The organism is Streptomyces sp. NRRL S-340 (assembly GCF_000720185.1).
Classification (GTDB): Bacteria; Actinomycetota; Actinomycetes; order Streptomycetales; family Streptomycetaceae; genus Streptomyces.
Genome location: NZ_JOIY01000022.1, coordinates 14339 through 41100, shown reverse-complemented (window position 1 = coordinate 41100; position 26762 = coordinate 14339). Strand labels below are relative to the sequence as shown.

At 73.8% G+C, this 26762-nt stretch carries 19 protein-coding genes; 4 read left to right on the top strand and 15 right to left on the bottom strand.

Translation table 11 applies throughout. The features are described from left to right. Positions 1 to 190: 190 nt before the first annotated feature. The 7 genes from rph to IG64_RS18520 all read right to left on the bottom strand — a co-directional run bounded on the left by rph (position 191) and on the right by IG64_RS18520 (position 12298). On the bottom strand, positions 191 to 2788 hold the full coding sequence (rph, locus tag IG64_RS18550) for a rifamycin-inactivating phosphotransferase (RefSeq protein ID WP_037857694.1): 2598 nt from the start codon (positions 2786 to 2788) through the stop codon (positions 191 to 193). 673 nt (positions 2789 to 3461) lie between these two features. Beyond that, complete coding sequence (locus IG64_RS18545) at positions 3462 to 4202, bottom strand: DUF4232 domain-containing protein (RefSeq protein ID WP_037857565.1); 741 nt, start codon at positions 4200 to 4202, stop codon at positions 3462 to 3464. Between the two features lie 158 nt (positions 4203 to 4360). Continuing rightward, positions 4361 to 6469 carry a hypothetical protein gene (locus tag IG64_RS37645; RefSeq protein WP_051813045.1) on the bottom strand — a complete coding sequence of 703 codons (2109 nt, stop codon included), beginning with the start codon at positions 6467 to 6469 and terminating at the stop codon, positions 4361 to 4363. A gap of 156 nt (positions 6470 to 6625) precedes the next feature. After that, the gene (locus IG64_RS18535; protein ID WP_037857563.1) at positions 6626 to 7024 is read right to left on the bottom strand and encodes a hypothetical protein; all 399 of its coding nucleotides are present in this window, start codon (positions 7022 to 7024) and stop codon (positions 6626 to 6628) included. Positions 7025 to 7207: 183 nt separating this feature from the next. After that, positions 7208 to 7924 (bottom strand): SDR family oxidoreductase, encoded by a 717-nt coding sequence (locus IG64_RS18530; protein WP_037857559.1) that lies wholly within the window; start codon positions 7922 to 7924, stop codon positions 7208 to 7210. A 428-nt stretch (positions 7925 to 8352) separates the two neighbouring features. Continuing rightward, entirely contained in the window at positions 8353 to 11094 is a 2742-nt protein-coding gene (locus tag IG64_RS37640; protein ID WP_051813043.1) for a protein kinase domain-containing protein, read from the bottom strand. 163 nt (positions 11095 to 11257) lie between these two features. Beyond that, a complete protein-coding gene (locus IG64_RS18520; protein ID WP_037857558.1) occupies positions 11258 to 12298 on the bottom strand; it encodes a LacI family DNA-binding transcriptional regulator in 1041 nt (346 codons plus the stop codon). A 262-nt stretch (positions 12299 to 12560) separates the two neighbouring features. Between IG64_RS18520 and IG64_RS42250 the strand changes: the two genes are divergently transcribed. Further along, positions 12561 to 13961 carry a hypothetical protein gene (locus IG64_RS42250; RefSeq protein ID WP_051813042.1) on the top strand — a complete coding sequence of 467 codons (1401 nt, stop codon included), beginning with the start codon at positions 12561 to 12563 and terminating at the stop codon, positions 13959 to 13961. Positions 13962 to 13976: 15 nt separating this feature from the next. Continuing rightward, the gene (locus tag IG64_RS41615; RefSeq protein ID WP_063758812.1) at positions 13977 to 14492 is read left to right on the top strand and encodes a hypothetical protein; all 516 of its coding nucleotides are present in this window, start codon (positions 13977 to 13979) and stop codon (positions 14490 to 14492) included. A gap of 79 nt (positions 14493 to 14571) precedes the next feature. Here the strand turns inward: IG64_RS41615 and IG64_RS18505 are convergent, their stop codons facing one another. Further along, entirely contained in the window at positions 14572 to 15729 is a 1158-nt protein-coding gene (locus IG64_RS18505) for a Dyp-type peroxidase (RefSeq protein ID WP_037857555.1), read from the bottom strand. 87 nt (positions 15730 to 15816) lie between these two features. On the opposite strand from IG64_RS18505, the gene IG64_RS18500 reads away from it, so the two are divergent. Then, positions 15817 to 17157 carry a right-handed parallel beta-helix repeat-containing protein gene (locus IG64_RS18500; protein WP_420709941.1) on the top strand — a complete coding sequence of 447 codons (1341 nt, stop codon included), beginning with the start codon at positions 15817 to 15819 and terminating at the stop codon, positions 17155 to 17157. Positions 17158 to 17164: 7 nt separating this feature from the next. Here IG64_RS18500 and IG64_RS18495 read toward each other — a convergent pair whose 3' ends face one another. Beyond that, a complete protein-coding gene (locus IG64_RS18495; protein ID WP_420709940.1) occupies positions 17165 to 17854 on the bottom strand; it encodes a hypothetical protein in 690 nt (229 codons plus the stop codon). 494 nt (positions 17855 to 18348) lie between these two features. After that, a complete protein-coding gene (locus tag IG64_RS18490; protein ID WP_037857554.1) occupies positions 18349 to 20778 on the bottom strand; it encodes an SdrD B-like domain-containing protein in 2430 nt (809 codons plus the stop codon). A 993-nt stretch (positions 20779 to 21771) separates the two neighbouring features. Between IG64_RS18490 and IG64_RS18485 the strand changes: the two genes are divergently transcribed. Then, a complete protein-coding gene (locus IG64_RS18485; protein WP_037857552.1) occupies positions 21772 to 22401 on the top strand; it encodes a class I SAM-dependent methyltransferase in 630 nt (209 codons plus the stop codon). Here the strand turns inward: IG64_RS18485 and IG64_RS18480 are convergent. From IG64_RS18480 to IG64_RS18460, 5 genes are read right to left on the bottom strand one after another with little or no spacing between them, the layout of a single operon-like run. Further along, the gene (locus tag IG64_RS18480) at positions 22382 to 22621 is read right to left on the bottom strand and encodes a hypothetical protein (RefSeq protein WP_037857551.1); all 240 of its coding nucleotides are present in this window, start codon (positions 22619 to 22621) and stop codon (positions 22382 to 22384) included. The two genes, IG64_RS18485 and IG64_RS18480, sit on opposite strands and share 20 nt — an antisense overlap. After that, positions 22599 to 24590: a carbamoyltransferase gene (locus IG64_RS18475; protein ID WP_078884077.1), complete on the bottom strand. Its 1992-nt coding sequence runs from the start codon at positions 24588 to 24590 to the stop codon at positions 22599 to 22601. Before IG64_RS18475 ends, IG64_RS18480 begins: the two co-directional genes overlap by 23 nt. Position 24591: 1 nt before the next feature. Beyond that, complete coding sequence (locus IG64_RS18470) at positions 24592 to 24855, bottom strand: hypothetical protein (RefSeq protein WP_051813040.1); 264 nt, start codon at positions 24853 to 24855, stop codon at positions 24592 to 24594. After that, positions 24852 to 25769 (bottom strand): Inducer of phenazine A, encoded by a 918-nt coding sequence (locus tag IG64_RS18465; RefSeq protein WP_037857550.1) that lies wholly within the window; start codon positions 25767 to 25769, stop codon positions 24852 to 24854. The genes IG64_RS18470 and IG64_RS18465 overlap by 4 nt, the downstream gene beginning before the upstream one ends. A gap of 54 nt (positions 25770 to 25823) precedes the next feature. Continuing rightward, entirely contained in the window at positions 25824 to 26759 is a 936-nt protein-coding gene (locus IG64_RS18460; RefSeq protein ID WP_037857549.1) for an NAD(P)/FAD-dependent oxidoreductase, read from the bottom strand. Positions 26760 to 26762: the final 3 nt, after the last annotated feature.

Below are 26762 nucleotides of genomic sequence, written 5' to 3'. Positions count from 1 at the left end.
GGCTTCGTTCGCACGACGGCGTCCTACGTCGCCTCCCCCGGACCGGCGAGTGATCCGCGCCGCCACCGCCCGCCGGCGACCCGAACGAGCCCCCCTCCGGGCCCCCACCGCCACGACGGCCCGCCGGCGAGGGCACCGGCGGGCGAGAAGAGCGGCCCCACCGCCCGCGGGACGGAGGACGTGCGGGCGGTCAGGAGAGGATCTCGACGTACCCGTCGGTTCCGTGGACGCGGATCCGCTGTCCGTCCCGGATCAGCCGGGTCGCCCGGTCCACGCCGACGACGGCCGGCAAGCCGTACTCCCGGGCGATCACCGCGCCGTGGGTCATCAGGCCGCCCACCTCCGTGACCAGTCCGGCGATCCCGACGAACAGCGGGGACCAGCTCGGGTCCGTGAAGGTCGTGACCAGGATGTCGCCCGCCTGGAGATCGGCCTCCGCCATGTCGAGGACGACGCGGGCCCGTCCCTCGACGGTCCCGGCCGAGACCGGCAGGCCGGTCAGGGCGCCGGCCGGTACGTCGTCACGCCGGTACGCGCCGGTGACGGCCTCACCGTCGGATGTGAGCACGCGGGGCGGTGTCAGCGCGTGGTACGACCGGAACGCCTCCTTGCGCTGCCGGACGAGGCGGTCGTCCACCTGGTGCGAACGCACCACGTCGTGGAGTTCCTGGAACGTGAGGTAGAAGATGTCCTCCCTGTCCCCGAGCACGCGGGCCCGCACCAGGCGCTCGGCCTCCCGCAGCAGGGCCTGCTTGTAGACGAAGTAGCGGCTGATGATGTCGTACTTGGGGTACTCCCGGTACCCGATGAAGGTTCTGACCCGGTCGATCATCCGTTTGGTCTCGTCGGCTTTCCGGTCCCCGTCCGGCAGGGCCCGCAAGCGGGACAGCACGTCCTGTTCCTTCTCCCGCGCCTTGTGCCGCCCTTGCTCGAAGCGCCGTTCGGCGGCGCCCGCCTCGAAGTTCCTGACGTTGTCGAGGATCACGGGTACGAGCGTGGTGGGGCGCTCGCGCCAGCGTGGCCTCGTGATGTCGATCTCGCCGACGCAGCGCATGCCGTACCGGTCGAGGTAGGCCTCCAGCGCGTCGCGCGCTTCGGTCCCGCCCGGGAGCTTCGCCAGCTCGTCCAGGAAGCCCTCGTCCTCGACGCCCTGGAGGAACGCCACCACCTCGGGGTGCGGGCGGATCACGTCCGCGACGTCGAGGAGCGCGAGTCCCATCTCCGACGTGACGTTGCCGGGGGCGGACAGCGTGAGCGTGTCAGCCGCGTTCTTCTCGCCCAGCCACTCGTACAGCTTGTCGTTGAGCCACCAGGTGGCCTCCGTCCCCGCCGTGATCAGCTGAAGGCTCAGCGGATCGCTGAGGACCCGCTTGTGCTCCTTGAAGGCTTCGTACAGGAAGTCGAACAGGGCCGGTCCGCTCTTCGTCCGGATGTCGTGCTCCAGGGCGGCGATGGACGCCTGGCTGCGCTCGACCAGCTCGGTGACGACGGCCGGATCGGTCTCGACCGGAGCGGGCCGCCCACCGGCCGGCGGCCGTACGGGGGCCGGGTCCGCGAGCGGCAGGACGAAATCGTCACGGTCGAGGACGGTCTCCAGGGCGTCCCTCATCAGCGGATCCCCCCTCCCCATGACGTCCAGGAGGCCGGCGCGGCTCGCGGGCGCGGCCAGGCGCGGGGTGACGTCGACGAACAGCCTGCCGGCCGCCTCGTGCATCGGCACCATGGCCGTCAGCTGCCACATGGAGAGCCCCAGGGGCTTCATGGGGTCCGTCATCATCTGCCCGTGACCGACGGAGACGTAGACGTGGTTCTCCTGGTCGCCGGTGTCGGGGACGGGGAACAGCGTCGTGATCGGCCGGCTCTGGACGATCTGGAAGCCGTCGTCGGCCAGGCACCATTCGATGTCCTGCGGGCGGCCGAAGTGCGCTTCGATCCGGCGCCCGAGCCGCACGAGCCGCACAGCCTGAGCGTCCGTCAGGGCGGGCCGCTCCCGGTGCCGCGGGTCGATCGCCACTTCGTGCGTACCGCCTGCGGGCAGGGCGTGCACGGCACGCTGTTTGGCGGCGATCGTCCTGGCGACGACTTCACCGTGTCGCACCTTGAAGACGTCCGGGTTCACCAGGCCGGAGACCAGGGCCTCCCCGAGGCCGAAGCCGGCGTCCACGGTGGCGGTCTTCCGGTCACCGGTGACGGGGTCGGCGGTGAAGAGGATGCCGGCGGCGTGCGGGAAGACCATCCGCTGCACGACCACGGCCATGTGGACCGTACGGTGGTCGATGCCGTGGCGTCGGCGGTAGGTCACCGCCCGCTCGGTGAACAGCGATGCCCAGCACCGGCTGATGTGCTGCAGGACCGCCGTCGGCCCGACGACGTTGAGGTAGGTGTCCTGCTGGCCGGCGAAGGAGGCCGTCGGCAGGTCCTCCGCCGTCGCGCTGGACCGGACGGCGCAGGCGGTGCGCTCGCCGAGCCGGGCGAGCGCGCGGGTGACCGCCGCCGCGAGGCCGGCCGGGACGGCGATGTCCTCGACGGTCCGGCGGATGTGCGCGCTGAGCGTGCGGATCGCCTCCTGGTCGTCCGGGTCCACGCGCGCCAGCTCATCGAGCCGGTCGTCGAGTGACGGCTCCTGCGCCATGATCCGCCGGAAGGCGTCCGTGGTCACGCAGAAGCCGTCCGGTACGCGGACGCCCTCGATCCGCGACAGTCCGCCCAGGTGCGCGCCCTTGCCGCCGACGACCGCGACCTGCGTCTCGTCGACCTCCTGGAGATCCAGCACGTACGGCCCGCTCATCGCGACACCTCCGGGGCGGCCGTGCTGTGTCGCACCGCGGTGGCCGATCGCGTCACCGGTGTCTCCCACTCCGTCGCACCTCTTGTCGAGCCCATCGTCATCCCTGGTCGCCTTCCCTCTGCGCAGACGGTTCGCTGCTCCGCCCGGTCGGGCGGCGCGCCGTCGCCTCCGCGCCGAGCACGCGCGACACCCGCACCCGCCCTGCCCGTCCCGCACCTGGTCCGGGGTGACGGCGTCCGCCGTACGCCGGCCGGCACCGGAACGCGCAGGCCGCGGCCTCTGCTTGTGGCCACGGCCGACGATTGTGCGCTGTGACCCGGGCCTTGCGGCAAGCCCCCTGGTGCGCTATATGTTGAGAGTGGCAAGGAGAGGGCGTTCTCCTTGCCTTCGCTTTTTGGCGGCCGAGGGAACCGAGACGGACCTTCCGCGAAGCGGTGGCGCGACCGGCTTCCGCGTCCAGGATCCGGCCCTCCGGGGTGCGACGGCTGGAGCCCCCCCCTCCCCCGGGCCCGCGGCGGACCCTTCAGAGCGGCGAACAGAAGTGGGTTCCGATCAGCGGCCGGTGTCCGGTGCGTGCGATCGCAGAGCGCCGGGAGGTCCTGGTGGCGGAGCTGCCAGGACCTTCCGGCAACGCGGCGGGGACCATGTCGGGCGCCCCTTTTGTTCGCAGCTCTTACTCGGTCGTGTGGGTGGGGTAGACCTGGACGTCGGTGTAGGCGCCCTTGATGGCCCCCGCGCCGGCGGGCCACTTCAGGGTCACGGTGTGCGTCTCGTTCGGGGGCGTCACGAGGATGCTGGTCGGGGACGCGAGGCTGTGGCCGCTGCTGTCGATGTCGTAGGCGAGGTCGAAGACGGCGGCGTCGCCGGGCTTGAGGATGGTGATGCGCGGCTGGGCGTGGCCGCGCTCGATGGGGCTCGAGGTGTGGTCGGCGTCCTTGATGTCGACGCCCGCGAAGCCCGTCGCCGAGCAGGTGGTCGAACCCCTGTTGGTCATGGTGATGTCGATCCTGCCGGAACGCGCGTCCGGTGCGGCGTCGACGGCGTGGATGGCCAGGTTCGCCGTCTTGCAGAACGTCACCTTGCCGCCGGTCCCCGCCGCTCCGTTCGCCGAGTCGCCGCCGCCCTGGGCACCCTTGCCCGAGCCGGTCCTCGCGCTGCCGGCGCCCGCGCCGCCGGTGCCCGAACCGCCCTGCGCCTTGGCGTTGTCCGCCTGCGCCGGGCCGGAGCCGGAACCGCCCTGCGGGTTCGAGGCAGCCTCCGGGTTCGAGGCGCCGTCCGAGGACGAAGAGGACGAGGAGGACGAGGAGTTCTTGGAGGCCGAGTCCGTCCCGGAGCCGTCGCTGCCGCAGGCGGTGAGCGAGAGGGTGGCGGCGACACCGATGGCGGCGAGAGCGGTGATGCGGGTGTACTTCACGGGGTTCCCCCAGGATGGGCGCGGTGCGTGCGGTCGGGAATATTTGTATCTCGCACCGAGTCACGGGCGGTCCTCCGCGACGTCTTCGTTCTGTCACAGGCGTACGGACCCTGCGGTTCGCCTGCCCGGCCACGGCCGGCCGAGCGAGGCCGGGACTCCTATCGCCGCCGCGCCCGTCGCAGTCGCAGCGCCGAGCGCAGCACCACCAGGGCGGCGAGTGCGCCTGCCGCCGCCACGAGCCATGGCGTGACGCCCGTCCCGGAGCCCGGGGCGGACGTCGCGACACTGCCCGGGGCGCCCTGGGCCCCCTGAGCGCCCGGGGCCCGGCCGGGGCGCGCCGTCCGCACACCGCCACCGAGCCAGACCTGGCCCTCCCCGGTGTCCGTGACCGGCGCCTCCATCGACCGGCTCACATCCCGTGTCAGGGAGGGCGACGACGCCTCCAGCTGGGCGTCGGACACGGAGGTGACGGGCACACGGGAGAAGTCGACGCCGCCGTAGACGTACGTCCTCGTGTAGAGGGTGTCGCCCTCGCGGGTGCGGTGCGTCACCTTGAACTCGCCGTCGGTGTACGAGCGGACGTAGGCGTTGAAGGTGTCGACCGGCTTCCAGTCCTGGTGGGTCGCGTACGCGTCGACGTCACCCTTGCCGATCAGGTCGGAGTACGTGGTACGGGTGCGCAGGCTGAGACCTCGGTACCACTCGGCGGCCACCCGGCTGAGGTACACGCGCCGCAGATCGGCGTACTCGGGAGCGGTGTTCACCGCCTCCACCACCCTGGGCAGGATCAGCCGCCGGAACAGGGCCTCGTTGTGGTCCTGCACGGTCCGGGACTGCCGCGGGCACGAGACCGCGTCCGAGCCGCCGTGCTGCTTGAGGTACTGCGTCTCCATCTGCACGTTCAGGGGCGACTTGAGGATGTACAGCTCCTCCCCCTTGGTGTACACGGTCGCCGGGGCCGGCACGATCCAGGTGCGGAACGACATGCAGTCCCCGGACAGCGACCGCCAGAACTCCGTCCCGAGAGGCGTGTCCGGATGGATCAGCCTGCCCGTCGTCTTCTTCAGCGTCAGATCCGCCTGGAGCAGCACCCGTCCCGCGTCGGTCCGGCCGAGCCGGGCGTCGACGATGCGGTCGGGCTCGTTCGGGTTCAGGTTGACCCAGAACGTCGAGGGATCCAGCTCCAGCCAGGTGAAGAAGGAGTCGGACGCCTGCGTGGCGTGTCCGAGACCGGTCAGCGCGGAGCCGCCGCGCGAGGTGGCCGCCGGCGCCCGGAAGGCGTACCGCAGACCGCCGGCGCCGGGCCCGGGATCCGCGAGGTACCGCAACTCCAGCCGCGAGAAGTCGATTCCGCCCGGCGTCCGCCGCGGCGCGGACAGCCCCTTCGCCAGACCGCCCGCGCGCGGCACCCCGGAGGTGCCGCCGCAGTCGGCGGCACGGGCGCGCGCGAAAGCGGCGTACCGGGCCTGCGGCCGGGTGCCCGCGGGTGCGAAACCGCTCTGCGTGCCGCCCCCGGGGCAGTCGCCCGGTGCGGTGAAGACGGAACCGGCGGCCGCCTCCAGCCCCTCGGCGCCCGTGTTCAGCTCCCCGCTGTCGAAACCCGAACCGGGCCGGATCACGCGGACGTTCGGATTGTCCTTGAAGCGCTCCGCCACCGCCCTGGCCTGTTCGTCGGTGGCCGCCGTGAACACCACGTTGCCGGTCTGGCTCTTGCGTCCGCCCGGCAGTTTGCCGGTGATGGTCGTGCCGATCGAGGAGAGGTCCTCGGTGGTGGTGCCGGTGCGGGTGGTGGTGGTCGCGTCGACCGAGTCGACGCTGACGAGCCGCCCTTCGCTCCAGGTGACCTTGATCATGTCGGAGGTGGTCCCGGTGACGCCCTTGCCGACGCTCCCCTTCTCCTCCAGACGGTTCGTCTCGTCCTGGAAGAGGTACTCGGAGCCGGTCTTCGTCCTGGCGTCGTAGGCCAGTCCCTGCTCGGCGAGCCGGCGGTTCATGAAGGCCAGGGCCGCGTCCGCGTCCGGCGTGTCACCGCTCGAACCGACGACGTGGGGAACGCCGTTGGCGTCGATGTACGTCCTGCGGCCGTTGATGGTGCGCACCGTCAGCGGCGGCCCCCACTTGGTGTACGGGGGCGTGCTCGGGCTGCCGGGTCCGGCGGCGACGGCCGCCGGGGCCACCGGGCCCGCCGGGGCGGGGCCGGCCGCTGCGGCGCAGGGCGCCCCGGCCAGGGCGACCAGAACCGTGATCAGCGCCGCCAGCCGGCGCATCCGAAACCGTAACCGCGTGCCGTGCAGGCCTGCGTCGTCTCTCCGCATGGGCGAACGCACCCCCGTTCCGCCTACGTCGTCCCGCTCGACGGTAGTCCCGCGGCCGCCGCCGGTACAGGCGCGCGACAGCCACCGGACGCGCGCGCCCGGTACCCGTCAGCCCCGGTCGGTCCGGCTGAGCGTGCCGGTGACGCTGACATCGGGGTGCAGACGGCGGACGGTGTGCGGGAGGGGCACCTCGGTGAGCCGGCCGTCGTAGATCATCCACAGCCCGAAGCAGTCGTCCTCCTCGTCGTGGACCAGGACCTGCACGGAACGGGGATCGGGCCAGGGCAGCGCCTCCAGATGGGCCAGCAGGCCCCGCCAGTTGTGCCGGGTGAACTGGATGACCCACAGGTAGCACTCGGCCGATCCCGTACCGGTGCCGGCGAAGACGGAGTCGTCCACCCGGGTGAAGCACTGATGCCACTCCCGGTCGGCGTCCGGGCGGGTCAACGGCTCCATGACCTCCTCGGCGTCCCGCGCCACCACGATGACCTCTGCGAATCTGCTCATGTCCCCAGTCTGCGGTGCGCCGTGCCCCTCTCGATGGCCGAAAGCCACCACTGGCGCGATCCTCCCGGCGTTCCGGGGCTCCTCCGTGCCCGGTCCGCGGCCGTTCGTCTCCTCGAAGGGCACGAGCGGCCGCCGGGGACCTCACCGCGTCCGGCGCGGTGTGCGCCGGGGCGCGCGGCCGGGTCACCGCCCCGGGATGCTGCCTCCGCCGTCCACGCACAGCATCTGGCCGGTGATGAACCCGGCGTCCTCGCCGATCAGGAAGGCGATGGTGGCGGCGACCTCGTCCGGCCGGCCGATCCGCCCCATCGGCAGGGACCGCAGCACCCGCGCCTCCGCCTCGCCGCCGGCCGGGTGCGAGGCGCGGAACAGGTCCGTCTCGACCGGGCCCGGCGCGACGGCGTTCACCGTGATCCCGTCCATGGCCAGTTCCAGTGCCCAGGTCCGTGTCAGGCCCGCCAGGGCGCTCTTGGCCGCCGCGTAGCTGCTGCGCCGCCGCGCCCCGAACACCGAGCGGCTGGTGACGTTGACGATCCTGCCCCAGCCGCGTTCCCGCATGCCCTGGACGAAGGCCTGGGTGACCTGCACGGCGGTACGGACGTTGAGGTCGAGGACGGTCTGCAGACTGCTGAGCGCCACCTCGCCCAGCGGCTCGGGCACGGCCACACCGACGTTGTTGACGACCACGTCCACCCGGTGCTCGCGGGCGATGGTCTCCAGCACCCGCCCGGTCGCCTCGGTGTCCGCGAGGTCGCAGCGGTACAGCCGGCCGGGGAAGCCCTCCTCCGGGTCGGTACGGGCGATGCCGGCCACCGTGTGTCCCTGTCCGGCGAGACGACGGCTGGTGGCCCACCCGATGCCGCGCGACGCTCCGGTGATCAGTACGGTCCTCCCGGGCATGGGCTCGCGATCCTTCCGTTCGGTCCTCCCGCCCACCCGATCATGCCACTCGCGCCCCGGCCCGCCCGTAGGCCCGGCCGGGATCCGGCCGCGAGGGGGTGGCATGTGGCAGGCGTCCGAGGTGTTGGGTTTCCTGGGCCGGGATCCGGCCGTGAGGGGGGTGCCCCTCCGGCCGGCGGGGCGGTCGCGGGTGCGTCGGAGGGGCGACTGACGGGGCGGTCGCGGGCCCGGCGGAGCGGTCGCGAGTCCGCAGGTGCGGCGACTGACGGGCGGTCGGCTGGTGAGGCACCGCCGGTCGGGCACCTGCCGGGCCGGTCGGGTCAGGCAGTGGCCGGTCAGGCACCGGCCGGTGGCGGCCGAGGGGCGGACCGGGCCGGCCGCCGCCGCGGACGGATTCCTGGTCGTCCGCGCCCGCGTCCGCCCGGCCGTCATGGTCCGCCGCGCCGGGTGTCTTTGTGCGGGGCGGCGTCCCTGCCGGCGTCCGGTGTGTCCGAGGCCGGGATGGCCGCGGCCGTCGTGGTCACAGCCGTCGCCGACTCAGCCGTTGCGGTCACAGCCGTTGTGGCGGCCGCCGTAACCTCAGCCGTGATGGCAGCCGTCGTGGCCTCAGCCGCCGTGGCAGCCGTGGTGGCGGCCGTCGTGGTCTCAGCCGTCGTGGCCGCGACCTCGTCCGTCGTGGCGGTGGCCTCGGCCGGGCGGTGCGGCCGGGCCGTCGCCCGTGCGGTTTCTCCGGGTCCAGGGGTCCGGGTGCAGGCGAGCGTCCGGAAGTGGCGCGTCGCCGGCAGGGTGGTGTGTTCCGCGACGAGCGAGCGCGCCCGCTCCGTCAGGGGCGGCCGGCCGATGGCGCCCGCACCGGCGCCCGGAACCAGCGCCTCGGCCACGTCTGCGGCCGTCGGCCGCTGACGGGGGTCGGGACGAAGACAGGACCGGACGACCGCCGCGAAGTCCGCGGGCAGAGCGGTGAGATCGGGCAGGCCGGCGCGGATGCCGGCGACCACGGACGGCGTGTCCTGGCCCCAGGGGCTGCGTCCCAGGACCAGCCGGGCCAGAACGGTGCCCAGGGAGAACACGTCGCTGGCGGGTGTGAAGGCGGGTTCCCCGCGCAGCTGCTCGGGGGAGGCGTACGCGTAGGTGCCGGTGAAGCCCCTTCGCGGTTCGGTGAGTCGCTCGATCTGGGCGATGCCGAAGTCGATGACGCGCGGGCCGTCCTCGGTGAGCAGCACGTTGGCCGGTTTGAGGTCGAGGTGCACGATGCCCTCGGCATGGATGGCGCTCAGGGCGACGGCGATGCCCGCCCCCAGCGTGCGCACCAGCTCGGTCTCCAGCGGCCCGCAGTGCTCGGCGAGTGTCTGCAACGAGGGGGCCGCCACGTACGGCACGGCCATCCACGGGGTCGGACCGTCGGTGTCCGCAGCGATCACCGGCACGGTGAACCGCCCGTCGACCCGCCGGGCGGCCTGCACCTCGCGGGCGAATCCCCGTCTGATCGGGGGAGCCGCCGCCAGGTGCGCGTGCAGAGTCTTGACCGCGACCATCAGCCCGTCGGGATCCTGGCACAGGTAGACACGCCCGAATCCGCCCTCGCCGACGGCTTCCAGCACCTCGTAGACACCGAACGCCGGCGGACGGTCCGCGCCTGCGGCGGGCCGTGCCCGTTCCGTCTTCCGCCAGCCTCCGAGGGCCACGGCTCCCGGGTGCACCGCGACCCGGTCGTCCGCGGGGCCCGTGGCCGTCCGCGTGCGCGTGTCCCGTTCCGGCGGCCGTTCGTCCTTCACCTCGGCAGTCGGCTGCTCGTCCTCCACCCCGGCAGCCGGCTGCTCGTCCTCCACCACGACGACGTGCGCCGCCACCGGTTCGCCCGCGTGGAAGACGTACGCCTCGGCCTGCACGGTCCCGTCGCCGCGGGAGGAGACGAAGACGCCCGGCAGCCCCAGCCGCTCGCACAGGGCGCTCCGGTCAGGCCCCGGCCGCGCGTCACCGCGGGGGAAGCACAGGGCCGTCGCGTCGTACCCCTGCCGCGTCAGGTCCTGCAGCACGGCCGCCCACCGCTCCGCGGGCCACGCGTGCCGGGCCGGGTCACCGGCGTCGTCGTCCACGGCCACCAGACGGGTCGCGTGGGACGACCCGGACCGGCGTGCCAGCACCACGCATGCCGCTCCGGTCCCGGCCCGCACCGCCTCGCCCAGCAGCGACGCGGTCCCTCGCGCGATGCGGAGCACCGTGCGCCGGGCCATCCGGGCGAGTTCCTCGCGCTGTCCGCTCAGGACGTCGTACTCCGGGGTCCCCGGGCCCTGGCCCCGAAGCTCCATGCAGGCGAGCACCTTGCCGAAGCAGTGGACGGCCGCCTCGTAGTCCCCGGCACCCACCATCGCCTTCGCCTGCGCGACGCGGGCGGAAAGGGTGTGGGGGCTGTCCGGTCCGTCGAGCCGCTCGTACCGCGCGGCTGTCTCGCCGTACATCCGGCCCGCGCGCGCGAGGTCTCCCGCGGCTTCGACCGCGGCAGCGGTCGCGAGCAGGTCGCGCAGCCCCTCGTGGCCGCCCTCGTTGCCGAACGGCAGTTCACCGGCCACCTCGGCGTAGCGCTGACGGGCGATGCCGACGAGCTGGTGGCGGGGCCCGAGTTCCTGCTGCGCCGTCCGCAGCATCTGGGAGAACGCGCGCAGCGCGGCCGCGTTGTCCCCGCTCTTCTGGTGCCAGTACCCCACCTCGCAGAGCAGGGTGAGCGCGGTCTCGGTGCGGTTCTCCCGCTCGGCCGAGCGCCGCATGCTCTCGTAGCGGCGAACGGCCTCCTCGGGCCGGCCCGCACGGCCGTGCCAGTGGGCCAGTTGGTGCCTGGCCAGTTCGGTGTCGCGATGGCGCGGTCCCTGCACCCGCTCCCGGTCGGCCGAAAGCCGGGCGAACAGCCGCACGGCGGCTTCCGGCCGGCCCGACTCGCCTGTCCAGTGGGCCAGTTGGTGCCGCAGCGCCAGTGTGTCGGTGTCCCGGTCGCCCAGGACCCGTTCCGCCTGCGCGACCAGCGTCTCGTAGCGGTCGGCCGCCGCGGCGGCGCCCCCCAGACGGCCGGTCGTCTCGGCCTCCCGGCTGCCCTGCCGTAACGCCGCGACGAACGCCTCCCGGTCCGACGCGCCGGAATCCGAGGCCGTCTCGCGCGGCCGCCCCCACCACCTCACAGAGCCCCCCTTTTTTTGCCCTGACCGGACGTGTGCCGGGCGGTCAGTATGCTCTACCCAATCGTTTGCGCCAATCGTTTGGGCAACAACGCCGACCGGAATCGGCCGGGGCCGCTGAGCCCAGCGGTTCCGCGCCTCACGCGCACCGGTCACCGGTCACCGGTCACCGCAGACGCGCACCCACCGGCGTGCCCGAGGAGGCTCTCACCATGAGACGGGGGGTGAGCGTCTGCGAGACGACGGGCTCGCCCGCGATACCGCGGAGCAGCAGTTCCACCGCCCGTCTGCCCTGCTCGGCCATGGGGGAACGGACACTGGTGAGGGGGACGGGGAGTTCGGCGGCGAGGGGGGTGTCGTTGAAGCCGGCCAGCGCGAGGTCTTCGCCCAGCCGCAGGCCCAGGTCGCGCGCCGCACCCATGGTGCCGATCGCCGCGAGGTCGTTGACGGCGAAGACCGCGGTCGGCCGGTCGGGCCCGCTCAGCAGCTCGGCGGCGGCCTCGTGGCCGCCGGAGGTGTCGAAGCGGCAGTGCCGCACCCGGTGGACGGGCAGGGGCAGCCCGGCTTCGCGGTAGCGGTCGGTGAAACCGGCGGTGCGGTCGGTGCCCGTGCTGGCGAAGGGTTCACCGGCGACGACGGCCACCTGGCGATGGCCCAGGGACAGGAAGTGCTCGGCCACGAGCCGCCCGCCCAGCCGGTCGTCGCAGGTGACCGCCGGGTGGCCGGCGTCGGTGCGGCGGTTGACGAGCACGAAGGGCGTGCCCTCCAGGGCGGGCCCGGTCAGCGCGGCCCCGTCCAGGTGCGCGTCGCCGATGATGAGGCCGTCCACCCGGCGCCCCAGCACCATCCCGATGCGCCCGCGCTGGGTGGCGGGGTCGTCGTGCGTGTTGGTGACGAAGGTGGACAGGCCCCGCCTGGTCGCCTCCTCCTCGACGCCCTCGTAGATGGTGGCCACCACGATCTCCGACAGGCGGGGGAAGAGCACCCCGATCAGATTGCTGCGCCGTGTCCGCAGGCTCGTGGCGTGCGGGTTGGGCCGATAGCCCAGCTCCTCGGCCAGTTCCCGGATCCGTCGTGCCGTCTCGCCCGATGCGGCGCGGCCCCGTTCCCCGGACGGTCCGTTGAGGACCCGGGAGACCGTCGACACGTGCAGCCCCAGATGCTCCGCGATCCCGCGCAATGTCACCGGACCGCCGTCGCCCGCCATACCTGTCTCCCGCCCCACCGTCCGCGAACCGCCGCCGACCATTGTGCCCAATGCCGTTCCCGTCGAGCCGAGCGCGCGGAGCCGCGGATGCGCGGAGCAGCGCAGGCGCCGAGGCCGGCCGGATCAGCCGCCGGCGCGGGCGGGGCCCGGGGCCGGGGGCCGGGGGGGACGGGGTACGGGGTGCGGACGCGCCGCCCGTGCACCGATGCGTGGACAGCCCCAGAATGGACGAAATGTCCGGCGAACCAGCGGAGGCCCGGTGATGCGCGACAGCGCCGAGGACGAGCAGGGGGCCCTCGAGGAGCACGCCGTGCCCGACGGCGCACCCGGCGACACCGAGGGCACCGGCGAGCACGCCGGGTCCGGAACGGACGGCGGATCCGAGGAGTACGACGGGTCCGGGGCGTACGACGACGAGGAACCGGAGCACTACGACGACGAGGAGCCGGCGTACTACGAGGGTGACGAGGAGCCGGAACACGACGAGGTACGGCCGGCCGGCGGCCCCCAACGGCCCGCGCTCTCCCCCGAGGGCCGCGCCGCCGGCGCCTACGGCGACGAGGACGCCACCCTCTTGGAGGACGGGAGCGTGGTCAGAGGGAGGGCGGCCGACGCCGAGCCCGACGTGTACCTCGACGTCCCGTTGCTCAAGGTCGACGAGATCGACCTCGACGTCGAGAACCTGCGGGCGCACGTCTCGCTCCAGGCGGAGGTGCTGGACCTGCTGAAGCTGAACGTCGGCGCCGACGTCGCGCTGGGCCGGGTGCACCTGGGCATCTCGGGCGTGGAGGCCCAGGCCCAGCTCAAGGTGCGTCTCGACAACGTGGCGATGATCATCAACCGGGTGCTCACCACCCTGGACCGCAATCCGCAGATCCTGGAGGAGCTGACCCGGGGTGTCGGCTCGGCGGTGCAGGACATCGGGGGCGGAGCGCGGCAGGCCCTCGGTGAGCTGGGCGCGGGCACGGGGAGAGCGGTCGGCGACATCGGACAGGGAGCGGGCTCGGCCGTGCGGGACGTCGGACGCGGAGCGGGCGCCGGGGTGGCGGACCTGGGACGCGGTGCGGGCGCCGGGGTGGCGGACGTGGGACGCGGAGCCGGGCGCGGGCTCGAAGGGGTGGGCCGCGGTGCGGGCGCGGCGGTGGGCGATGTCGGGCGGGGCACCGGGAGAGCCGTCGGTGAGGTGGGCCGGGGCGCGGGACGCACCGTGGAGGACACCGCGGGCGGGGTGAGCGGGGTCGTGGCCGGTGCCGGTGAGGCGGCCGGTGATGTCACCGCGGACACGACCGGGCGGGCGGCACGGGCCGGCGAGCGCGTCGTGAAGCGTACGGCGGGCCGGGGCGCGGGAGTCGTCGAGGACGTACCGGAGGTCGCGGACGTGCCGCACGACACGGATGTCGCGGATGTCGCGGATGCGGCAGGCGCCGAGGATGCCGCGGGTGCCGCGGGTGCCGCGGAGGTTCCGGACCGGGTGGGCCGTGCCGTGCGCCGGGGCGCGCGGCCCCGGCGGAGCGGTGTGCGGGGGTCCGGCGAGGAGGACGCGGACCCGGCCGTCCCGGGCCGCGGCGGCACCCGCGGCCGTCGAGTGCGCGGCGAGGACGGGAAGCTGCCGCCCGGCTCCCGGCGCCGCCGCGCGGCCGGGGAGGCGGACGAGCCGCCCTGAACGGCCCGCGGGTCGGTGCCGGACGCCCCGGGGCAGGCGTCGGATCCGGACCCGGACTCCGGGCCGCCGCCGGACATCGCCTTCCGGGCCACGGTCCGTTCCGGCCGTCTCCGCTTCGAGGAGGCTCCGCTGACCGCCGTCCGCTTCCCCGGCATCGGGCCCCGGGCGTCGCTGTCCTGGTGCGAGCGTACGAACCTGCCCGACGAGGTCGTCGCCGGCGAGGAGTACCGCGACGCCTCGGTCACCTACCGCCTCGCGACCCGGCTCACCGGACGGCCGGAGGAGCACCGGGATGCCGAGGAGAACACGGACACGCGCACGAGCGGCCGGGGCGGGGGTCGCTCGGACACGCGTACAGGCAGCCGGGACAAGAATCTCGCGGACACGAGTACGGGCGGCCGGAGCGAGGAGCGCACGGACACGCGTACGGGCGGCCGGGACGGGGATCGCGCACACGCCCGCCCGGACGGCCGTGACGGCGAGGGCCGTACGCATGCGCGTCCGGGTTCGGCGCGTCCCGATCACCTCTGACCGGGCGCGGCCGGCCCCGCGGTCCTGCCGGCCGCCGTCCGTTCGGTCCGGCGCGGCAGCGGCGGCAGGCGCCGCGTACTCAGCCGAACAGGGAGGAACCGAGCGGGTGTTGCCGGTCGAAGCCGGGGAGGATGAGGAACGTCGCACTGGCGGTCGTGGTGGTGAACCGCAGCAGTGCGTCGGAGGTGTCCATGTGGGTGAGGGTGGCGGTGAAGGTCCGCAGGTCGTTCTGGAAGCTGATGAAGAGCAGGCCGGGGGCGGGCTCGTCGGTGCTGTAGGAGCGGCGGAGCATGAGGCCGGTGCCGACCACGGCGGGGTTCGCCCTGCGCACGTGGGCGTCGGCGGGGACGAGATAGCGTCCGTCCGCCGTCTTGGCGCCGAGTTCCGGGACGGAGGCGACGGTGCCGCCGGAGAGCGGGGCGCCGTCGGCCCGGTGCCGCCCGAGGACCGCCTCCTGCTCGGCCACGGACAGCGCGGCGAACCGCGGCAGATCGAGTTCCATGCGCCGCAGTACGGCAAGGGTGCCGCCGGCGACCGCGGGCGGTCCGGCCAGCCACAGGTCGCGTCGTTGTTCGGCGGCCGTGTGCGGGCCCACGATGCCGTCGATGAAGCCGAGGGGGTTGCGGGGTGCGGTGAGGCCGTTGCCCAGCGGCACGGTCGCGCCGCGGCGTGCGGACTGCCGCCAGCGTTCGCGCAGGCGGTCCCCGGCCTGCTCCAGGAGCGCGGCGGCGGCGACCGGGAGGAGCAGCGCGTCGTCGGCGCAGATCTGCATCAGCAGGTCGCCGCCGCGGGCTTTCGGGTGGATCCGTTCGCGGGAGAATTCCGGGAGGTCGGCCGCTCCGGGCAGGGAGGCACCGGCCGCGCGTACCAGCCGGGGGCCCACGCCGACGGTCACGGTGAGGTCGCCCGGTGGCAGGCCCAGCAGCCGCCGGTCGGTGCCCGCGACGAGGGTGCGGATGGTCCGGCCGAGTTCGGCCAGCAGCGGACCGGGAGCCGCGGCGGCACCGAGGTCGGCCACCACGGCCAGCAGGTTGCGCTGGGCCGGCTGCGGAAGCGTGACGCCCGCCTGGTGCCGGCCCGTCGCCGGGACCGTCGCGGGCGCGGCCGGCGCGGAAGGAGCGTGCCGTCCCGGCGGGGCGGCGTCCGGTGTGCACCCGGCGGTCAGCCCGGCGGCCACCATGGCACCGGTGACATCGAGGAACCTGCGGCGCGACGGGTGGGGGTCGGCTCGGTGCATGGTGTGCAGAGTGCCACACCCGCGTCGGGGATGCCGGACAACTTCCATTTCCCGGCGGGCGATTGGGCCCCGTGCCAGACTGGGATCATGCCTCGATTAGCTCTTCGCGTGCTGGCTGCGGTGGTGGGCACGCTGACCCTGGTGGCCGCCTGCGGCGGTGGTGGTGACGGTCCGGACAAGGGCCGGCGGCCGGACGGTGCGCGGGTGACGATCCGGGTGCCCTCCGACGCCCCGACGATCTCGGCCGCGGTGTCCCTGGCCCGGCCCGGTGACCTCGTGCTGGTCTCCGCGGGGGTGTACCACGAATCGGTGCGGATCGACACGGCGCGCGTCACTCTTCGCGGGGTGTCCCGGGACAAGGTGGTCATCGACGGCCGGTTGCGGCAGCCGAACGGTGTCGTGGTCGCCGCGCCCGGGGTGGCCGTGGAGAACCTGACCGTGGAGAACAACACGCAGAACGGGGTCCTGGTCACCGGTTCGGCGAAGGCGGCCGCCGGACTGCCGGGACGAAGCGGTGGTTACGACACGGGCGAGGAGCCCGTCACCTTCCTGAAGTCGTTCCTGGTCTCGTACGTGACCGCGACCCGCAACGGCCTGTACGGCATCTACGCGTTCTCCGCGCAGAACGGCGTCATCGAGCACTCGTACGCGTCGGGCGGGGCCGACTCGGGGATCTACGTCGGGCAGTGCAAACCCTGTCGCATCGTGGTGCGGGACAACGTCGCCGAACTCAACGCGGTCGGTTACGAAGGCACCAACGCCGGCGGGGACATGTACGTGGTCGGCAACCGCCTGGTCGGCAACCGGGTCGGTCTCACCACCGATTCGGACCACCAGGAGAAACTGCTCCCGCAGCAGGGCGCCGTCATCGCGGGCAATCTGATCGCGGCCAATCAGCAGAGGGCCACGCCGCAGCAGGCCGACGGCGGGTGGGGCATCGGCGTCGGCATCGACGGCGGCAACGACAACCAGTTCCTCCGCAACCGCATCACCGGCAACCGCCAGGCCGGGCTGGTGATCACGGCGACCGCCGACCTGCCTCCGGCCGGCAACCGGATCGTGGACAACACGTTCACCGGAAACGGTGTCGACGTCGGCTGGACGTTCCCCACCGCCGCGCGGGGACGGGGCAACTGCCTGCGGGGCAACGACCTGCGGAGCACCGTGCCCGCCCGGCTCGCGGCCACCGCGTCCTGCCCGGTTCCCGCCGGGTCGCTCTCTCCCGCCGGCAGGTGGACGAGGCCGGCGGCACCCGGTGGCATCCCGTTCACCGAGGTCGCGGCGCCCGGTCCGCAGCCGCAGTTCCCGCACGCCGAAACCGCGGGCGCCACCGCCGTCCCGGCCGTTCCGGCCCTGCCGAGGACGGCGGCCATCCAGCTGCCGCCGGCTTCCCTGCTCGCCGCGAACGCGCGCGTGCGGACGTCCTGAGCGACGGCTACCGGTTCGGCGTGGCCGCGGGGACCGGCTTGACCGGGACGTACCGGTGGGTGTCGAAATCGATGACCACCGGCTGCGGCTGGGAACCCACGCTGACCCGGACCCGGTACATGGTGCCGTCCGAGCCGACCCAGTAGCGTACGTTGCCCGCCGTGCCGGAGCGGTCGCGGGCGGACGGCCCGGTCATGACGTCCACCCGGTGCCCGGCCACCTGGTCCCTGCCCCGCCAGGCGGCGCCGTTCTGCGGCAGCAGTTCGGCGTTGTCCGGCCGGTCGCTGCCGAGGCCGAGCGCGATGGCCAGCGAACTGTCCAGCGCGCTGCCGGACGACAGCAGCGGACGGCCGTACCAGCCCGAGCGGGGCGGCGCCGCGGGTGCGTACGCCGGTGCGTTCGCCATCGGGTGGACCGACACCGAGGTGGCCGTCCACTCGATCAGCCCGTCGCTGGAGGTGTCGCGCCCGGTGCCGCGCACCACGCCGTAACCGAGCTTGCCCCGGTAGTCGACGGACCCCGTGACGGTCAGGCCGCCTGCGGTGCCCGGCACGGTGATCGTCACCGCGCGGCCGTGCGCCTCGTAGTTGCGGAACCGCGTGATCGCCAGCCGGTTCGCCTCGTCGGACGTCAGTGCGCGCGGCCCGCCGGTGCCGGAGCCGTCGTTCAGGACCAGGAAGCCGGCCACCGCGGCCACCGCCGCGACCGCCAGGACGAGGACGGCTGCCGCCCGGCGTGACCGCGGCCACCGGCGCCGGGCGGCCGCACGCTCCGGTGGGGCTTGCCGGCTTCTCACGCTCCGCGTGCGGCTCGACGCTGACACTCTTCGCCTCATCCTCTCGGTCGCCACCCTGGCTTCGCCGCCGCGCGCCGGCGGCGTCACTCGGCGCTCCGGTGGCAGGTCATGTCACCGGGTGGGCTGGTCACGGCACCGGGTTCCCGGTCGGTCCCCGGTGACAGGTCAGGTTCCGGCCGGTCCGCGTGGACCGGCCGGAACGCGGGCTGCCCGCCCGCACCCTCCGGGCCGCGGGCGGGCAGCCCACTGTTCCGACTCGCTCTCTTCGACGCACTGTTCCAGCGAGCCGTTGCTCAAATCACCTTTCCGAGCGAGCTGTTGCCCAACCCGTTGTCATCAGCGAGCCGTTGCTCAACTCGCCTCTTACAGCAGGCCGTTGCCCAGCTCACTGGTGTTCAGCTCGCCCGGTTCCTCCGGAGGCGGCGCCGGCTCATGAACGCGATGGCCAGGCCCGCTCCCGCCAGCAGCCCGGCGGCGGCGAGCATCTGCGGCAGCGCGGACATGCCGGTGTGCGCCATCGAACCCGAACCCCCGCCCGGCGGGGCCGGGTTGACGGGCGGCGCGGGCGCCGGCGGCACCGAGGCCGACGGCGAGGCCGGACCGGGCGACGGGGTGGGGGTCGGCGTCGGAGTCGGCGTCGGGGACGGGCTCGGAGTCGCCTTCGGGATGTACACCCCGGCGTCGATCGTGTGATCGACGCCGCCCGGCTTGCGCGGTGCCGTGACAGGCGCCTGCCCACTGCACAACGGCCCGGTGGACGGCGGAGTCACATTGGAGTCGTGCGCACGGTCGGCACCGGCTCGCGGGAGCGTGAACCGCAGTGCGGACGCCGGGGGCCGGCCGGGCACCTTGCCGGTGTCCGCGGTGCACACGTCGAACTGGACCGTGTACTTCGCTCCCGGTGTGAGCTGGTACTCGGCGCCGACGCCACCGAAGTAGTACTCGCCGGCGGCATCGGTCTTCGTCGTGGCGACCTGCTTGCCGTCCGCGTCCAGCAGGTTGATCGTGGCCCCCGGCAGCAGGACGTGCCCCGGGTCCTGGATCCCGTTGTGGTCGCCGTCGAACCACACGACGTTGCCGATCTGGATCGGCGCGTTCGCCGCCGCGTACGCGATGTCACCGAGCCCGCCGGCCTTGCCGAACGCGCCCCCCTGCTCCTGGCTGACGAACTGGAACCCGTTGGCGGCCGGGTCGTTGCCGGGACCCTGACCGGTCGTGACGTCGTGGTATCCGGTCCCTGACGTGGCGACGTGGACGACCGGGTCGAACTCCGTGCTGACGACCCACTGCTGCTGCGGGACATAGGCCACCGACCCCAGCGCGGTCTCCTGGTGGGCGCCGGCGAAGAAGTCGCCCGGGAAGTACTCGACGACACCGGCGGCCTGGCCGCCGCTGTTGGCGGGAGTGGCGTGGTTGGGACAGCTCCCGGTGCCTTCCCACTGGTATTCACCGGTGGGAGTGGCACAGACCATGGTGATGTCACCACCGGACATGCCGTTCTCCACCGTGTCGTTCCCCGGGCGGGGGTCCAGCCCTCCCCAGCTGAGCACGTCCATGAACCGGTCGCGGAAGCCGAGGACCATCGAGCCGTCGCGGGTGAAGGCGAGGGAGGCCAGCTCCGGCTGCGGATCGATGAAGACGTTGCCCGACTTCCGGTCGTCCCACGTGTCCAGGCCCGTGTTCCACGGGTTCCAGTGGGTGGCCTTGTCGCCGGAGCCGAAGACGGTGCCGCGCTCTTCCGTGAGCGGGTGGCTCAGCACCGTGGTGAACCGCTTGCCGTCGTAGGTGGAGACGAAGGCCTTCAGGTCCGAGCGCTGCTGTGTGCTCTCCGCGCTGCACACGCCGCCGACGTACAGCGTGTTGTCGTGGACCTGGAGACCGAACGGCCGCCAGTCCTCGGGGCTCGCGCACCCCGGGTCCGGGATCGGGACCGTCGCCTCGGGCGCCCCGGCGGTGTCCCCGGTCGCGTCGAAGCTCACCAGGCTGCGGGTCCGCAGGTTCACCGCGTACAGCGTGGAGCCGTCCTCGGACAGGGCCAGGCCGCCGATGCTCTCCTTGCCCGGTGCGTCGGTGAATCCGGGATCCTTGATCATGTTCGCGGTGTCGTGCTCCGTCACCGCGGCGTCGGGTACCCGCGCGAACGGCTTCGGCGTACCCGAGCCGTCGACCGGCACCGTGTAGATCGCGCCACCGCCCTGCGGCCCGTACGGGGCGTAGCGGCGGGCGAACGCGCCCTGGAACAGCCGGGTCCGGTACTGGTCGTACGCCAAGGCGAACGTCGTGCCCACCTGCGCCTGCGTGGCCAGCGTGGCCGGGCAGGCCACGTCGGTGGGACAGGTGCCCCGGACCTTCGCGCCGAACGCCACCAACGCCCGGTCGTCGGTGCCGTTGGCGCCGTTCTGGACGGGGACGAAGTACCGCGAGTCCGGCAGCGCGTAGTCGGCCGGGTCCCACACGCCCGTCACCACCGAGGCGTTCTTCCCGTCCGACACGTCCACGAACGAGGTGAAGCTGTCGAAGTGGTTCTCCGCCGTCGACGCGGGCGCCGCCCGCAGATGGCCGCTGTACGGTGCCGGGACGCTGACGTCGACGCGGTACCGTCCGCCGCTCAGCACGGCCGAGGCCGCCACCACGACCTTTCCGGTGGCATCCGTGACGCCGGTGACCTCGTGCCCGGAGGGGTCGGAGATCTGCACCTTCATGCCCCGCTGGGGCACGTCCATCGTCGCGTTGAGCACGCCGGTGCCGAAGAAGTCGCGCAGCACCTCGACCGTCAGCGTGCCGTCGGCGGCCGAAGCCGCGGCCGGTCCGGCCGTCGCCCCCACTGCGCCGCCTGCCAATAAGAGAACGGACAAGCCCGTTCGCGCCAGCGGATCCACAAGTCTCCAGGCCGGCCGTCGCGAGTCTCTGCCGACTCGTTTCATGGCATCACACTCCACACTTCTGTTGTCCTGAGAACGAAGCATCCGCTTCTCGCCGCCCGCCGGGCACCCGGCCCGGGGTCCGGACGCCGGACCGGGGAACACCGGGGAAAAGAAAAAGGGCCCACTTCTGTGGAGTGGACCGCTTTGTGGTGATCGTTCGGAATATTGCGGGCACGTCGTAAGAGGCACGGGCAGGGAAAAGCGAACGCACGTTCTGAACCTCGGTCAGGACCGCCTTGATTCGGCATTCTCCGCAGCTCAGTCACGACGCCCTCACCCCCCACCCGCCTTGCCGGCCACCTCCGCGAGCGGCGCGCGATATTCTATGCACCGCGGTCTCGCCACCACCAGCGGAATCCCTGGAATCCCTGGGGAACCGCGGGAGTTCCTGAGCGCCGGGAATGGCACCCGGAAGAATGTGCGACAGCGACAGGATGGCCGGATTCGATCCCGTCGATTGTTCCCCGCCCGGATGACCTGCCGCCGAAATACCCGTCACGCAGGGGCGTTGCCCGGAGGGCGGATCCGGTCGCCGGAGACGGCCCTGTGCCGCGGGCGTCCCCTGCGGGCCGGATGGCCGGTCATGGCGGGTCGGTGCCGTGCGGTGGCAGGGGGAGCGCGCCTCCGTTCCGCGGCGCGCGCTCCCGGTGACGCGCCCCCTGACCGGGTCCCCCGGGCCTGGCCGCGCGGCGGGGCCGTCAGGGCCGGGGTCCCGGTGAACGGACGGTGCCGCGCCGAGGGGCCGTCAGGTGTGCCGGCCCGTCAGGGGTGAGGCACCGCGCAGGGCGCGTGCCGGGTCGGCGGGGTCGCGTTCGCCTGCCGTCACGGCCGCGGGCACGGCGGCACTCGGACCGGAACTCGTGGCGAGCGGGCGCGGGTGCGTAGGATCGCCGGGTGACGCAGAGCGCGACCCTGGCCGGGGTCTTCGACGATCTCGCCCCCCGTTACGACCACGAGCACCACGAGGAGGTGGCGCGGGCCCTGCTGGCCCTGGCCGCCCCCCAACCGGTGGACGCCGTCGCCGACGTGGCCTGCGGCGCGGGCGCCGTGGCCCTGCAACTCGCCCGCGGCCGCTCCGCCGCGGCGCCGCCCGTCCTCGCCGTGGACGTGTCGCCGCGCATGATCGAGGCCGGGCGGGCGCGTGCCGCCGCGGAGGGGCTGCCCGCCACGGCGGTGGACTGGCGTCTGGCGGACGCCGTGCCGCTGCCGGTCGCCGACGGCTGTCTCGACGCCGTGCTGTGCGCCTCCTCACTGCACTTCCTGGGCGGGCGTGCGGTGGCCGACTGGCGGCGCGCGCTGCGGCCGGGCGGCCGGGTGGGGTTCACGCTGCCGCTGGCCACGCACTTCCGGCCGTCCGAACGCTTCCGCGCGCTGCTGGCGGCGGACGTCCCGCTGCCCGGTGGCGCCGGGGAAGCCTGTGCGTGGGCCGCGGCGAGCGGTTTCACCGACGCCGTCGCACGCGTCCACGTCCTCGGCGACCGCCGGGTGGTGGTCGTCTCGGCCGTCACGCCCGGCGGCCGCTGAGCCCGCGGGCCCGTCCCGGACGCGGGTCGCCGGGGCCCGCCCCGCGGCGCTGCCCGGCTGCGGCCGGCGGCTCCAGGTAGCCGGCCCGGTCCGCGTCCCAGGACCGGCGCAGCGGGTCGCGCACCGCTCGGACGCACCGGCCGATCGGGGTCAGCACACCGAAGTACAGCGCGGCCAGGCCCAGTCGGCCCAGGCGCTCAGTCCATCGGGATCGCGGCACGCCAGTCCCCCTCCTCCCGCCAGGGCGGCTGGTCCCGCTTGTCCAGCAGGAAGTCGCCCAGCACCAGCAGGTCGATCCGGGTGCGCATGAAGCAGGCGTACGCCTCGGCGGGGTCGCGGACGATCGGTTCGCCGCGCACGTTGAAGGAGGTGTTCACCAGCACCGGGCAGCCCGTGCGGTCGCGGAAGGCGGTCAGCAGCGCGTGGAAACGGGGGTTGCGGTCGGCGGTGACGGTCTGCACCCGGGCCGAGCCGTCCACGTGTGTCACGGCCGGAATCGTCGAGCGGGGCACCCGCAGCAGGTCCAGGCCGGTCAGTCGCTCCTGCCGCGGGTCGCGCTCCCGGAGCCGGGCCGCCGCGACCCGCGCGGTCAGCAGCATGTACGGGCTCTCGCCGGTGAGGTCGAACCAGTCCTTGGCGTCCTCGGCGAGCACCGCGGGAGCGAACGGCCGGAAGGACTCACGGAACTTGGTCTTGAGGTTGAGCGTGGACTGCGTACGGGGGTCGCGCGGATCGGCCAGGATCGAGCGGTTGCCCAGGGCTCGCGGGCCGAACTCCATGCGGCCCTGGAACCAGCCGACCACCTTGCCCGCCGCGAGTTCGGCGGCCACCCGCTCGACCAGTTCCCCCTCCGGCAGGCGTACGGCGGGACGGTGCTCCCGGTCCAGGAAGCGTGCGATCTCCGCGGCGTCGTACCCGGGCCCGAGCAGGGCGCCCGCCATCGCGTCGGTGCCGGCGCGCACATGGGCGCGGGGCGCGCCCCGGTGGTGCGACTCGGCCAGCGCCGCGCCCAGCGCGCCGCCGGCGTCCCCGGCGGCCGGCTGCACCCACAGTTCGTCGCAGACGCCCTCGTCCAGGAGCCGTCCGTTGGCCACGCAGTTCAGCGCGACCCCGCCGGCCAGGCACAGCCGCCGCTCCCCCGTGCGTTCCAGCGCCGTGCGGGCCAGCCGCAGCACCACCTCCTCGGTCACCGCCTGGACCGAGGCGGCGAGGTCGAACTCGCGCTCGGTGAGCGGTCCTTCGGGGATGCGCCGGGGGCCGCCGAACAGTTCCTCGAAGGCGCGGCCGGTCATGGTCCTGCCGTACTGGAAGGTGAAGTGGCGCAGGTCCAGGCGGAAGGAGCCGTCCGGCTTGACGTCGATCAGCCGCTGACGGATGAGGGGCGCCCAGCGCGGCGTGCCGTAGGGGGCGAGGCCCATCAGCTTGTACTCGCCCGAGTCGACCTTGAAGCCGCAGAAGTGGGTGAACGCGGAGTAGAGCATGCCCAGGGAGTGCGGGAAGCGCAGCTCGGCGAGCGGGACCAGTTCGGTGCCCCGGCCGTGCCACAGCGTCGTCGTCGCCCACTCGCCGACGCCGTCGACGCACAGCACCGCCGCCGACGGGTACGGGCTGGGCAGGAACGCGGAGGCGGCGTGCGAGGCGTGGTGCAGGTGGGCCACCACCGGCGGCAGCGGCCGTCCGCCGGACAGCGGACGCAGCCGCGCGCGCACGTCGTCCAGGGCGTGCCGCTTCCAGCCCGCCCACTGCGGGAAGGCCCGGCGGAAGACCGGGAAGCCGTGCGGTGCCGTCGCCAGCCAGGTGGCCATCACCCGGCGGAACTTCAGTGCCGGGTCCTCGTAGAACGCCACGGCCGCCAGCTCGTCCAGGCGCAGCCCCGCCTCGCGCAGGCAGTAGGCGACGGCATCGGCCGGGAAGCCCGGGTCGTGGCGGCGCCTGCTGAACCGCTCCTGCTGGGCGGCGGCGACCGGAACGCCGTCCTGCACGAGGGCGGCGGCGCTGTCGTGGTAGTAGGCGGAGATGCCGAGGACGGGCCCGTCCCGGCCGGGGCCGCCGGGCCGCCCGCCTCCGGTGCGTCCGTCTCCGGCTCGCCCGCCGCCGATCCACCCACCGCCGGGCCGCCGGCCTCCGGTCCGGCCGCCGCCTCCGGGCCGTCCGCCGTCCGCCTGCCCTGTGCCGGTCCGCGTCCGCATGTCAGAACAGCGGGTAGACGGACGCGTCGTCTTCGGGCTGCGGGCGCAGCCGGGACCGCGGCGGCGGGGGCGGGGGCGGCCCGGCCGCGGGGTCCGCCGCGGGGGCGGCCGGGGGCTCTTCGGGGGCCGCCGGGCCGCCGGTGTCCGGGGCGTCGGCGGGCCGCTCGGCACGGCCGCGGGCGCGCAGCCAGGTTGCGAGGCGGCGGGCCGCCGGGGCCGGGGCCGCCCCGTGCTCCTCTCCGTCGCCGGGCCGGGGGCTCCTCATGCGAGGTCCAGGCGGTCGGCCAGCTGCCGGGCCACCAGGTCGTAGCCCAGGTCCGTGCAGTGCACCCGGTCGATGAACAGCCAGTCCTCCGCAGCGGCGGCCTCGCCCAGCGCCACGTTCATGTCCAGGAACGGCACGTCCAGGGCGGCGCAGCCGGCGGCGAGCCGGTCCGCGTAGGAACGGCCGACCGCCATGGTGGAGATGTCGTTGTGGAACCGGCGGAAGTTGGACACCTCGTCCAGTTCCTCGAAGAGGAGTCTCTCGCGCGGCAGCGGTTCCTCGCGCACCCAGGGCGCGAGCGGCTGAAGGGCGAACGTCAGCCGTGCCCCGAGCCCGTCGGCGAGCAGTTTCCAGGCACTGAGGTGACGTAGCGTCAGCTCTGTGGCGTGCGCGACGCGCCGGTCCGGCGGGGGTACGACCTCCGGGGCGGGACCGCAGTCGAAGAAGGCGCCGTGGCGGCCCTGTTTCTCCTCGGGGAGCCTGCTGAGCACCAGGTTGTTCACCCCGGACAGCAGCACGATGTCCGCGACGGGCGGCAGTTCGTGCTGGAACAGGGTGAACAGCAGCAGCTCCTGGACCGAGTTGTGGCTCTGGCCGGCGAAGTTGAGCCACGGCAGGCGGGGCGCGTACGCGTTCCACAGGCGCGCTGAGACGGTGGCGGCGTCCCCGGTGGCGCCCACGCCGAACACGGCGGAACTGCCCGCCAGCACCCGCACGGGGCCCTCGGGCCGGTCGTCGCCGACCGTGGCCCGCTGCCCGCCGGGGCCGGGCGTGACCCGGAAGCCGTGCCGGTCGGTGGTGTAGACGGGGGTCTTCTCGCCGCCGTACTGGAAGTACCCCAGATAGGGCTGGTCCTCCAGGACGAAGGTGTAGTGCTCCATGTGCGGGGTGTACTGGGCGCGGGGTGACGTCATCGCTGCGGTGCTCCCGTCGGTGGGCGCGGTGGAGGACGGACTGCGGGCAACCGTTCAGGGCGCCGGGGCGGGGGGCGGCGGCGCGGGCAGGGAGCCGGGCCGGTCCTCGCGGATCAGGTCGGCGTTGACGGCCATGCCCGCCAGCCCGCCACTGGCCGCGGCCATCGCCGCCTGGTGCATGGTGCGTCCCAGGTCGCCCGCCACGTACAGGCGCGGGACGCTGGTGCGGCCCCGGTCGTCGGTCTGCAGCGACTCCAGGTCCGGGGCGTCGATCCAGGGGCGCAGGGGCTCCACCCGGGGCTCGATGTCGAGGTGGAGGAAGAGGGCGCCGTAGCTCGCGCCGGCGCCGTCCTCGAACAGGACGCGTACGCCCTCGGGGTGCGGTTCGAGTCCCGCCACCTTCTCCGTGCGGACCGGCACCCCGGCGGCGGTGAGCCGGTCCCGTTCGTCCTCGGGCAGTTCGCGCCGGTCGGAGAGGTAGGTGATGTCGTCGGACCACACCGTGAGGGTCGAGGCCAGGCACTCGCTGGGCACTTTGCCGCCGTACACGGCGAGGGTGCGGTCGCGGACCTCCCACGCGTGGCAGTACGGGCACTCGAACACGGACGTGCCCCACAGTTCCGCGATGCCCGGGACGGGGGGCAGGAGGGAGCGCACGCCCGCCGCGTACAGCAGGGTGCGGGCGCGGAAGGTGCCGGACTCCTTCGTGGTGACCACCACGTGGTCGCCCTCACCGGACGCGGACACCACCTCGTCGTCACGGAACGACACGTCGTACCCGGTGAGCTGCGCGCGGGAGCGGGCACGGAAGTCGGCGATGCTCGCGCCGTCGTTGGTCAGCACGTTGTGCATGACGCCCGCCGCCATGTTGCGCGCGTCGCCGGAGTCGATCAGCAGCACGCGGCGGCGTGAACGGCCCAGGTACAGGGCTCCGTTCAGGCCGGCCGGGCCGCCTCCGACGATCACCGTGTCGTAGAGCTGTGTGTCCAATGG

Excerpts from the sequence above, each read along its gene's own strand:
- IG64_RS18475 (WP_078884077.1), bottom strand. The coding sequence starts at position 24,590 with ATGCGGACGCGGACCGGCACAGGGCAGGCGGACGGCGGACGGCCCGGA.
- IG64_RS37645 (WP_051813045.1), bottom strand. The coding sequence starts at position 6,469 with ATGCGCCGGCTGGCGGCGCTGATCACGGTTCTGGTCGCCCTGGCCGGG.
- IG64_RS18520 (WP_037857558.1), bottom strand. The coding sequence starts at position 12,298 with ATGGCGGGCGACGGCGGTCCGGTGACATTGCGCGGGATCGCGGAGCAT.
- IG64_RS18470 (WP_051813040.1), bottom strand. The coding sequence starts at position 24,855 with ATGAGGAGCCCCCGGCCCGGCGACGGAGAGGAGCACGGGGCGGCCCCG.
- IG64_RS18500 (WP_420709941.1), top strand. The coding sequence starts at position 15,817 with ATGCCTCGATTAGCTCTTCGCGTGCTGGCTGCGGTGGTGGGCACGCTG.
- IG64_RS18535 (WP_037857563.1), bottom strand. The coding sequence starts at position 7,024 with ATGAGCAGATTCGCAGAGGTCATCGTGGTGGCGCGGGACGCCGAGGAG.
- rph (WP_037857694.1), bottom strand. The coding sequence starts at position 2,788 with ATGAGCGGGCCGTACGTGCTGGATCTCCAGGAGGTCGACGAGACGCAG.
- IG64_RS18505 (WP_037857555.1), bottom strand. The coding sequence starts at position 15,729 with ATGCACCGAGCCGACCCCCACCCGTCGCGCCGCAGGTTCCTCGATGTC.
- IG64_RS42250 (WP_051813042.1), top strand. The coding sequence starts at position 12,561 with ATGCGCGACAGCGCCGAGGACGAGCAGGGGGCCCTCGAGGAGCACGCC.
- IG64_RS18465 (WP_037857550.1), bottom strand. The coding sequence starts at position 25,769 with ATGACGTCACCCCGCGCCCAGTACACCCCGCACATGGAGCACTACACC.
- IG64_RS18530 (WP_037857559.1), bottom strand. The coding sequence starts at position 7,924 with ATGCCCGGGAGGACCGTACTGATCACCGGAGCGTCGCGCGGCATCGGG.